The organism is Flavobacterium hydrocarbonoxydans, from assembly GCF_009789235.1.
Classification (GTDB): domain Bacteria; phylum Bacteroidota; class Bacteroidia; order Flavobacteriales; family Flavobacteriaceae; genus Flavobacterium; species Flavobacterium hydrocarbonoxydans.
Window position 1 is genome coordinate 149,005 of record NZ_WSTB01000011.1, and the last position, 9,614, is coordinate 158,618.

The following is a 9,614-nucleotide window of genomic DNA, read 5'->3' on the forward strand; positions in this document are numbered from 1 at the left end:
CTTTTATTAGGTTTATTTTTTTAGGACTTCATTCAGGAAAAGCTGCAAATGTTCAAACGATCTTTTTGCTGCTTTTTCGTTGTAAGCAGCCCCTTTAGAATTGTCGTTTCCTGCTTCTGGATTGGTAAAAGAATGTACAGAATCTGAATAATAAATCATTTGCCAATCGGCTTTGGTATCGCGCATTTCTTGCTGAAAAGCAGTAATTTCATCTTTCGAAACAAAAGGATCATCGGCACCATGACAAACCAGTACTTTAGTTGTAATGGGCTCTACAGGGCGACTAGCATCAAAGCCCAAACCACCGTGAAAAGAGGCTACACCTTTAACATTCAAATGTCCTCGTGCGGCTTCCAGAACTCCAGTTCCGCCAAAGCAATAACCAATAGCTACAATATTATCTTTATCTGCTCCTGATTTGATCAATTCGTCTAAGGCTAACTGAATACGTTTTTGATAGGCTGCGAAATTAGTTTTGTAAAAACCGGCTTGTTTGCCTGCTTCTCCCGTATTTTTAGGATAATTTCCTTCGCCATAAATATCAGCGATAAAAACATGGTAACCGAGTTTTGATAAATTTTCGGCAATCTGCTTAGAAGCATTATCAATTCCTAACCAGGCCGGAAGCAATAAAATGCCCGGATTCTGACTGCTTTTTTTAGCAGCTTTTATGGATAGTCCATTTAAAACCTGAGAACCATCAGCGTATTTTACAGGTTTTAGCTGTGCATTTATGGTATTGGAAAACAACATAGTAGCGAAAATGATAAGTGAGACTTTTTTCATGATTTTACAATTTGTAACAAATATCTGAAATAATATGGTACAAAAAAACCTCTAAAGCTTTTTCTTGAGAGGTTTCAATTTTAAGTTTATAACGTTACATTTCTCTTAAAAGCACAGCCCAGTTCAATCATAGAATCGGTTTTGGCTATGCCCGGAATATTATCGATTTGTTCGTATAATATTTTTCGCATGTGTTCGTGATTTTTGGCAGTAATTTTAAGGTACAGGGTAAAAGAACCCGTAACAAAATAACATTCTGTAACTTCAGGAATTCCTTTTAAAGCTTCAATTATTCCAGCAGAATCGGAATCTTTATTGAGTGTGATTCCTGTAAAAGAAGCCCAGTCGTACCCCATTTGTTTTTCGTTTAAAACCGGTTTGATTCCCGCAATTATACCCGATTCAAAAAGACGATTAATACGCTGATGCACCATTGTATTTGAAATTTTTAAATTGGAAGCAATAGTCGAGTAGGCAACCCTACCGTCTTTTTCTAATTCCTTAATGATTTTTATGTCGAATTCATCTAAAATTTCCATGAAAGTATTTTTTGTGTTTAAAAATATAAAGATATAAATAAGTATGTATTATTTTGTTTTTTATTAATGAAAATTGACTTTTAAAATTGTATTAATTTATAAAATTGACTTTTTTTAAAACTTTTGCATTAATAATTATTTATTTTTAATGTCAAATAAATAAATTTTATATTTTTGTATTCATTTTAAAATAAAACAGCATGGGACATCATCAGGAAATACTTTCATCAAAATCTGAGATTTTAATTGAAAAAGAGAATAAATACGGCGCACATAATTATCATCCGCTTCCAGTGGTTTTAGAAAAAGGAGAAGGTGTGTATGTTTGGGATGTTGACGGAAAAAAGTATTATGATTTCTTGTCGGCGTACTCTGCGGTTAACCAGGGACATTGTCACCCGAAAATTGTGGGAGCAATGGTAGAACAAGCACAAAAACTGACGTTGACTTCACGTGCTTTTTACAATGATAAATTAGGAAATTACGAAGAATACATCACCAATTATTTTGGATTTGATAAAGTATTACCAATGAATACAGGTGCTGAAGCGGTAGAAACAGCTTTGAAACTGTGTAGAAAATGGGCGTACGAGGTAAAAGGAATTCATGAAAATTTAGCTCAAATTATTGTTTGTGAGAATAATTTTCACGGAAGAACAACTACGATAATTTCTTTTTCGAATGATGAAACGGCGCGTAAAAGTTTCGGACCTTTTACAGAAGGATTTATTAAAATCGAATATGATAATCTGCAAGCGTTAGAAAAAGTTCTGGAATCATCAAAAAATATAGCTGGATTTTTGGTAGAACCAATTCAGGGAGAAGCGGGAGTTTATGTGCCAAGTGAAGGATATTTAGCGAAAGCAAAAGCATTGTGCGAAAAACATAATGTATTGTTTATTGCTGATGAGGTTCAGACCGGAATTGCGCGTACCGGAAAATTATTGGCGGTTCACCATGAAAATGTACAACCCGATATTTTGATTTTAGGAAAAGCGATTTCGGGAGGCGTTTACCCAGTTTCGGCAGTTTTAGCCAATAACGAAATCATGAATGTGATAAAACCAGGACAACACGGATCGACTTTTGGAGGAAATCCTGTTGCTGCAGCAGTTGCGATTGCTGCACTCGAAGTGGTTAAAGATGAAAAATTAGCCGAAAATGCAGAACGTTTAGGAATTATTTTAAGAAAAGGCTTAAACGAAATTGCGGAACGTAATAACTTGATTACACTTGTTCGAGGAAAAGGTTTACTGAACGCTATTGTTATTAATTGCGGAGAAGATTCGGATTTGGCTTGGGAAATTTGCTTAAAATTTAGAGACAACGGATTATTGGCAAAACCAACTCACGGAAACAAAATACGTCTGGCGCCACCATTGGTTATGACAGAAGCTCAAATTGGGGAGTGTCTTGAAATTATTGAAAAATCTTTGAATCATTTTCGTTCTTAGTAATTTTATGCCCTAGCCCTGATTGCAACGAAAATCCTTTTTTGTTTTATCTTTAAAAACAAAAAAGATTGTAGTGGAAAGCAGGAAATTGCTCCTAAAAAAATGTAACTTAAAAATAGAAAAGGCGATCGCATAAAACGATCGCCTTCTGTTTATAATTGCTTAAAATATCAAAAAAAGCAATTATTTTTTCGCAGCAGCACCAGGAATCAGTTCATTCTTTTGTTTGAATTTGCTGTACTCTACAACTCCGGTTTTGTCGGCCCAATCGAAATATTTGGCTGAAAGGTCATTTACAATACCTGGGTTTTGTTGTGCGAGGTTGTTTGTTTCGCCTCTGTCATTTTCTAAATTATAAAGTTCCCACTGATAGGATGGAGCAATAGAAACCAGTTTCCATTTCCCTTCTCTAACAGCTCTGTTTCCAGCTCTTTCCCAGAAAATAGGAGCACCACGATTTACCTCTGAAGCACCATCAATTAAAACAGGTAACAAACTTTTTCCCGGTAACGGATTTGATTTTACACCATTTAATTCTTTAGGATATTCAATTCCGGCCAACTCGTAAAAAGTAGGAGCAAGGTCAATTAAATGTCCGCTACCTTTATCAATTCTTCCCGCTTTGATTTTTGATGGAAACCAAGCAATGAATGGTGAACTGAAACCACCTTCGTGCATATTGTTTTTATAATCCTGTAATGGTGTATTCGACAAATATGCCCAGTTTTGTTCCTGATAATCAAATGATCCTGAAGTTCCTATTGGTCCGTCATTTTTTACCAGTCCTCTTTTTAAAGGATTGTACGTATTGAAACCGCCCTGCGCTCCGTTATCTGAAATAAAAACAATCAAGGTGTTTTTGTCTTTCTTTAAAGCTTTTAATTTCTCTAAAACTTTCCCCACATTCTGGTCCATGTTGTCAACCATGGCAGCGTAAACTTCCATTTTGGCTTTCCAGAATTGTTTTTCGTCATAGGTTAGTTTATTCCATTCCGGTACCTCAGGATCTCTTGGAGCTACAGTCTGGTCTGCTAACAAAATGCCGTTTTCTTTTAATTTTTTAATTCTTTTTTCTCTTAAAACATCCCAGCCTTCATCAAATTTCCCTCTGTATTTCGCAATGTCAACTGGTTTTGCCTGTAATGGCCAGTGTGGTGCTGTAAAGGCTAAATACAAAAAGAAAGGTTTGTTTTCTTTGTTTTGCTCGTCTAAGAAAGTCACGGCATTATTCCCGATTTCATCTGTAAAATAATACGAATCTGCTTTAGGATGCAGTTCTTCGTTATTGCGGATCAATGCTACAGGATAAGGGCTTTTGCCAAAAGGCAATCCATCGGTGTTGAAATAATTAGAAGCCCCTTTCAGGATTCCGTAAAATTTATCAAAACCTCTCTGATTTGGCCATTGCGCTTTATCTTCAGAACCTACGTGCCATTTTCCGGACAATAAAGTGCTGTAACCACCTGAACGGAAAACTTCTCCCAGAGTCAAAGATTCTTTGTTTAGATATCCCTGATAAGCAGGCAATCCTAAATTGACATCAAAATAACCCACTCCGGCTTTGTGCTGGTATTGTCCTGTAAGCAAAGAAGCTCTTGTAGGCGCACAAATGGAGTTATTGTAAAATTCGCGTAAGCGTGTTCCTTCGGTCGCTAATCTGTCCAGGTTTGGTGTTTTGATTTCGGAACCATAATTCCCTAAATCAGAGTAGCCCATATCATCTACCATTATCAAAATTACGTTTGGTTTTGATGCATTGGTTTGGGCCTGACTTACTAATCCAATCGTTAAGAGAAGGTTTAGGGTTATAAATGTTTTTTTCATTTTAATTAATTTAATAGTTTATAGATTTTATCTCCACTCAGGAACTTGTTTTAAATTTTTATTCAGATCCAGTTCTCGCTGCGGAATAGGGAAATGAACGTGTTTGGGCTGTGCATTGTTTTTTCCGGCTGCTTTTAGTTTTGCTACAAAATATTCCGGTCCTCTTCTGGCAAGGTCAAACCAGCGTTGGTATTCAAAAACCAGTTCTTTTCTTCTTTCCTCAAAAACAGCTTCTCTAAAATCATCTTTGCTGATCGTTGGCGAAGTAACCGATAGCAACGGAACACCGGCTCTGGTTCTCACGCGGTCTATTCCTGTAAAAGCTTCAGTAGTTGGACCACTTTGTTCGTTTACCGCTTCAGAATATATTAATAAGACTTCCGCAAAGCGAATGATAGGCGTGTTTTTTGAAGACTGTCCTGGCGAAGCAGGCGTTGTTGGATCAAAATATTTATTAAAATGCGGAGCAGTTTGGTAGGTTTTTCCATCAGTCGGGCTTACATATTCTACTCCAAAAGTCACATATTTACGTGTATCATCTTCGGCGAAAGCCTGAAAAAGACCTCCAGCAGTATGCAAAGCATCGGCCTGATCTCCTGCAATTCCTGGTACTGAATTAGGTGCAGAGGTTGAAGCCAGCATATTTCCGTTCCAATTCGTAAGTCCTTTAAATTGTGCCGAAAAAATATGCTCTTTACCGTTTTTTGTAGCTACATTAAAAACATCCGCATAGTTTTCGAACAAATCATATACTTTACTATCAATTACTTCTTTACTTTTTTCAGCTGCTTTTTGCCATTTTTTTTCGGTCAAGTATACTTTCGATAATAAACTTTTTGCTGCACCTGCTGTTATTTTGCCTTTTATTTTTTGTACTACCGGCAATGCTTCAGCAGCAATCAGATCGGCTTCAATTTGAGCATAAACCTGAGCTTCTGGGGTGTTGGAAACATTGAGTTCTCCAGCAGATAAACTTCCGGTTTCATGTAAAATCAGCGGTACATCACCAAACCATCTTACGATATTAAAATACAAAACGGCTCTTAAAAACTTAGCTTCATTCACCAAATCATTTACTTTTTGAGTTTCCAAATTTGGAATCGTCGGAATTTTATCAATTGCAATATTAGCTCTGTTGATTCCGTCATAACTCTGTCTCCAAAGTTCCAGCATACGGTCATTAGAAGCATCATGCGTTAAGTTTGAAAGTGCTCTAACGTGTGCATTTCTGGCTCTTGGACCTGCTTCATAATCGTCAGTTGCCATTTCTGTCGAAATCTGGATTAATCGGTTATAAAGTGTATGCGTTGTGCTGTTGATGGCGTTATGTACCGCTATTACAGCAGCTTCTGCATCGGCAGGTGTTTTATAAAAATTGGTAGTTGCAATTACTGCTTTCGGATCTTCATCCAATGAATTACAAGCACTGAATGCGAAAAGAATGAGTAAACTATAAAGTGTTATTTTTTTCATGATGTCTCTTTTAAAGTATAATGTTTAAACCGCCTGAAATCGTTTTGGATGCCGGATAAATTCCAGTGTCTGTTCCGGGAGAAATGTTACTTCCGCTTGTTACTTCAGGGTCATAACCACTGTAGTCGGTAAACGTGAACGGGTTTTCACCGATTATTCTGAATTTCACCGCTGTTAATCGTAGTTTTTCTGAGATTCTTTTTGGTAAATTATAACTAAAAGTGATGTTTTTAATTCTCACAAAAGAACCATCCTCAACAAAACGATTAGAGAAAATAGGAGCAGGGTCCAGCTTTGCACGAGGTGTTGTAGTACTTGGATTTGTTGGTGTCCAGGCATCCAGAGCACTTTTAGAAGCATTTTGCTGTCCGTTGTATAATTCTAATGCCTGCGCGTTTCCGTTCAGGATATCATTGCCAATAGAACCATTTATAAGTATGGCCAATTCGAAATCTTTGTAAGTGAAATTATTGGTAAAACCAAAGTTGAAATCAGGCTGCGCATTGCCAATGGTGGTTCTGTCAGCAGCAGTCGTAAAAGTGCCATCGCCATTGATATCTTTGTACAAACGATCACCCGCTTTTGGAGCTGCATTTCCTGTAAATTTTCCTTTAGTCGCAATATCTGCCGTTTGCAAAATTCCATCTGTTACAGCTCCGTAGAAAGTTCCTAATGGCTGGCCAACCTGTAGAATATAGTTTCCGAAAGTGTAAAATTCGGCACCATTTCCTAAAGCGATAATTTTGTTATCATTGAATGCAATATTGAAATTGGATGTCCATGAAAAGTTTGTATTTCCTAAAGAAGTATTAAGTCCAAACTCGATTCCCTGATTTTGTACCGAACCAAAATTCTGTAATGATGAAGTATAACCACTGGTGTATGGAATCTGAACATCAAGCAATAAATCTTTGGTTGTTTTGCGGTAAACATCAACCGTAAGATTCAATTTATCATTAAAGAAACCTACGTCAAGACCAGCATCAAACTGATTGGTAAGTTCCCAGCCTAAATCATTGTTCGCAATTCTTGTGGGTGTAAAACCAGTATAGATCTGGTCACCAAAAAGATATTTTACACTTGTTAAAGTCGATAAAGACTGATACTCTCCAATTTCCTGATTACCTGTTGCACCATAACTGGTTCTTAGTTTCAAACTATTGATTACATCACTTACTGGTGCAAAAAAGTCTTCTTTGTTAACCTGCCATGCCAAAGCAACAGACGGGAAGTAACCCCATTTATTGTCTTTTCCGAATCTGGAAGAACCATCGGCTCTTAAACTCGCAGTGAAATAATATTTAGAATCATAATTATAGTTTACACGAGATAAATACGAATTTAATGCCCATTGACTTTCTCCCGAAGTAGGCATTAGCGCTACGCTTCCGCTTTGAAGATTGTTGTAACCGGTAACATCATTTACGAATTGCTGAGAACCTGCCGTAACAAACTCACGAACCGAATTTTGCTGTGTATAACCTACCAAAACATTCAAATTATGCTTTTCAGCAAAAAGTTTAGAATACGTTAAAGTATTTTCGTTTAGCCAGGTTCTTGAAGTTGCGTTACCAATTTTCCCTTCGCCGTTGGTAATCGATCCTTCATAAATAGATGCAGGCAGATAACTTTTTTCCTGATTCGAAATTTTATCAAGACCAAAAGAAACTTTAAAAACTAAATTTTTAAAAATATCATATTCACCATAAACGGTTCCTAAAACACGGTTGCTAACAGCTTCATTTTGACGCTCGTTTAGGGTTGCGATTGGGTTTGCAAAGATGTTCTCGAAAGGATTTCTTAGCGTATAACTTCCGTCCGGTTCATAAATAGTAGCTGTTGGAGGCATAACCAGCAATGAAGTAATTAAACCTGAAGGTGCTACTTTCGATGTCGTTTCAGCAAGCGTAAGGTTTACACCAAATCTTGATTTTGAAGTTAGTTTTGAAGTTAAATTTACACGTCCGCTTAATCTTTCGAAACCGGTATTTTTGATGATTCCTTCCTGATTAAAATAATTTCCGGAGACTGCATATTTGGTTTGGTTGTTTCCGCCGGAAATGCTCAACTGATGATTTTGTGTAATCCCTTTCTGGAAAGCTTCTGCCTGCCAGTCGACACCTTTGCCTAATTGTGCAATTTGTGCAGCACTTAAATATTGGTTAGTTCCTAAAGCCGGATTGGCATCAAATAAAGCAGCATTCCTAAGATTAGCATAACCGGTAGCATCCAAAACATCTATTTTTTCGCGAACTTCCTGCTGCCCTAAAGTAAAATCGTAATTGACAGTTAGCAGATTAGAAGAACCTTTTTTGGTTGTAATGATCACAACTCCATTCGCACCGCGGGAACCATAAATTGCTGTTGATGAAGCATCTTTAAGCACTGTAATCGATTCAATATCTGCTGGATTTATAGACGATAGCGGGTTGGTAGGTGTACCGCTCAAAACCCCTGATGTTACATCCGAATTGTAAATTGGGAATCCGTCAATTACATACAGAGGCTCATTTCCTCCCTGAATAGAACTTCCTCCACGAATACGAATACTCAGTCCGGCTCCCGGCTGTCCTGAAGTCTGCGTTACATTTACACCCGCTACAGAACCCTGCAAAGCGCTTTCTAGTGTGCGTTGTGTACTTTTTAAAGCAGTTGAAGAAACCGTTTCAGCGGCACCTGTATAATCTTTTTTGGTAGTCGATCCGTACCCGATAATTACAAGTTCGTCCAATTCTTTGATGTCTTCTTTTAATGATATCTGAACAAAGGCGTTGGTTGCAATGTGTTCCTGTGTTACATAGCCAATATAGCTGATAACAAGAGTATAAGGAAATATCTGACCAGTCTGAAAATAAAATTTTCCATCTAAATCGGTGATGGCGTTGTGTGTTGTTCCTTTTATTTGAACATTAACTCCCGGAATGGGTTGATTGGTAACCTGATCGATTACGGTTCCGTTTAGGGTTGAGTTGATTAAAGGCTGTGAATTTTGGGCTTTAATTCCGACTGAAATCTGTAAGAGGAATAGCAAAGTGCATATGTTTAATTTTTTTTTCATTTCTTTGTAATGGTTTTAAGTAATAAACAAGGAGCTCTGAAAGTTGATTTTTCAACTCTCTAATTGTTCCTTTTATTTAGCGATAAATGTTCTTTAAGCCTCGCCATTTCTGTTGCCGCAGAAATGGCTTTTTTTATTATTTACAGCAACGGTGGTACATTTTTTTTATTTTTTGTTAATAGTTGAACTTTCTTTGTTAATAGATATAGTTTCAGTGCTCTATTGGTTACAATTAGCTTGTATCAAATAGATTTTGAAATTTTCAATAAGAATATTTATTTGGTATTTTTTATAAAGATTCGTTTTTAAGTATCGATTGATTTTATAGTAATAACCGATTAAAATCGAATAAAATTGCCGTGAGTATTAGCAACAGAAACACATATAACAATAAGTGTTATAGTTATATTTTTTAAGAAGAAAATAAAAAATTGTGTTTTCGGTTGTTTTCAAAATCTAGTTTGTTTGGTTTTAAATATG

Annotated in this window: 6 protein-coding genes; 1 reads left to right on the forward strand and 5 read right to left on the reverse strand. The window is 36.6% G+C overall.

The window, feature by feature from the left end; all coding sequences use genetic code 11:
* Positions 1-12: 12 nt before the first annotated feature.
* A complete protein-coding gene (locus GON26_RS17895; RefSeq protein WP_160376140.1) occupies positions 13-786 on the reverse strand; it encodes a dienelactone hydrolase family protein in 774 nt (257 codons plus the stop codon).
* A gap of 86 nt (positions 787-872) precedes the next feature.
* Positions 873-1,325: an Lrp/AsnC family transcriptional regulator gene (locus GON26_RS17900; protein ID WP_160376141.1), complete on the reverse strand. Its 453-nt coding sequence runs from the start codon at positions 1,323-1,325 to the stop codon at positions 873-875.
* Positions 1,326-1,525: 200 nt separating this feature from the next.
* On the opposite strand from GON26_RS17900, the gene rocD reads away from it, so the two are divergent.
* Positions 1,526-2,779, forward strand: a complete 1,254-nt coding sequence (gene rocD, locus GON26_RS17905) for an ornithine--oxo-acid transaminase (protein ID WP_160376142.1) — start codon at positions 1,526-1,528, stop codon at positions 2,777-2,779.
* 183 nt (positions 2,780-2,962) lie between these two features.
* Here rocD and GON26_RS17910 read toward each other — a convergent pair whose 3' ends face one another.
* Genes GON26_RS17910 through GON26_RS17920 form a run of 3 tightly spaced genes read right to left on the reverse strand, consistent with a single transcriptional unit; the run spans position 2,963 to position 9,107 of the window.
* Positions 2,963-4,603 carry an arylsulfatase gene (locus GON26_RS17910; protein WP_160376143.1) on the reverse strand — a complete coding sequence of 547 codons (1,641 nt, stop codon included), beginning with the start codon at positions 4,601-4,603 and terminating at the stop codon, positions 2,963-2,965.
* Between the two features lie 27 nt (positions 4,604-4,630).
* Positions 4,631-6,076: a RagB/SusD family nutrient uptake outer membrane protein gene (locus GON26_RS17915; protein ID WP_160376144.1), complete on the reverse strand. Its 1,446-nt coding sequence runs from the start codon at positions 6,074-6,076 to the stop codon at positions 4,631-4,633.
* 10 nt (positions 6,077-6,086) lie between these two features.
* Positions 6,087-9,107 carry a SusC/RagA family TonB-linked outer membrane protein gene (locus GON26_RS17920; protein ID WP_202110896.1) on the reverse strand — a complete coding sequence of 1,007 codons (3,021 nt, stop codon included), beginning with the start codon at positions 9,105-9,107 and terminating at the stop codon, positions 6,087-6,089.
* Positions 9,108-9,614: the final 507 nt, after the last annotated feature.

Coding starts and splice junctions, on each gene's coding strand:
- rocD (WP_160376142.1), top strand. CDS start 1,526: ATGGGACATCATCAGGAAATACTTTCATCAAAATCTGAGATTTTAATT.
- GON26_RS17895 (WP_160376140.1), bottom strand. CDS start 786: ATGAAAAAAGTCTCACTTATCATTTTCGCTACTATGTTGTTTTCCAAT.
- GON26_RS17910 (WP_160376143.1), bottom strand. CDS start 4,603: ATGAAAAAAACATTTATAACCCTAAACCTTCTCTTAACGATTGGATTA.
- GON26_RS17915 (WP_160376144.1), bottom strand. CDS start 6,076: ATGAAAAAAATAACACTTTATAGTTTACTCATTCTTTTCGCATTCAGT.
- GON26_RS17900 (WP_160376141.1), bottom strand. CDS start 1,325: ATGGAAATTTTAGATGAATTCGACATAAAAATCATTAAGGAATTAGAA.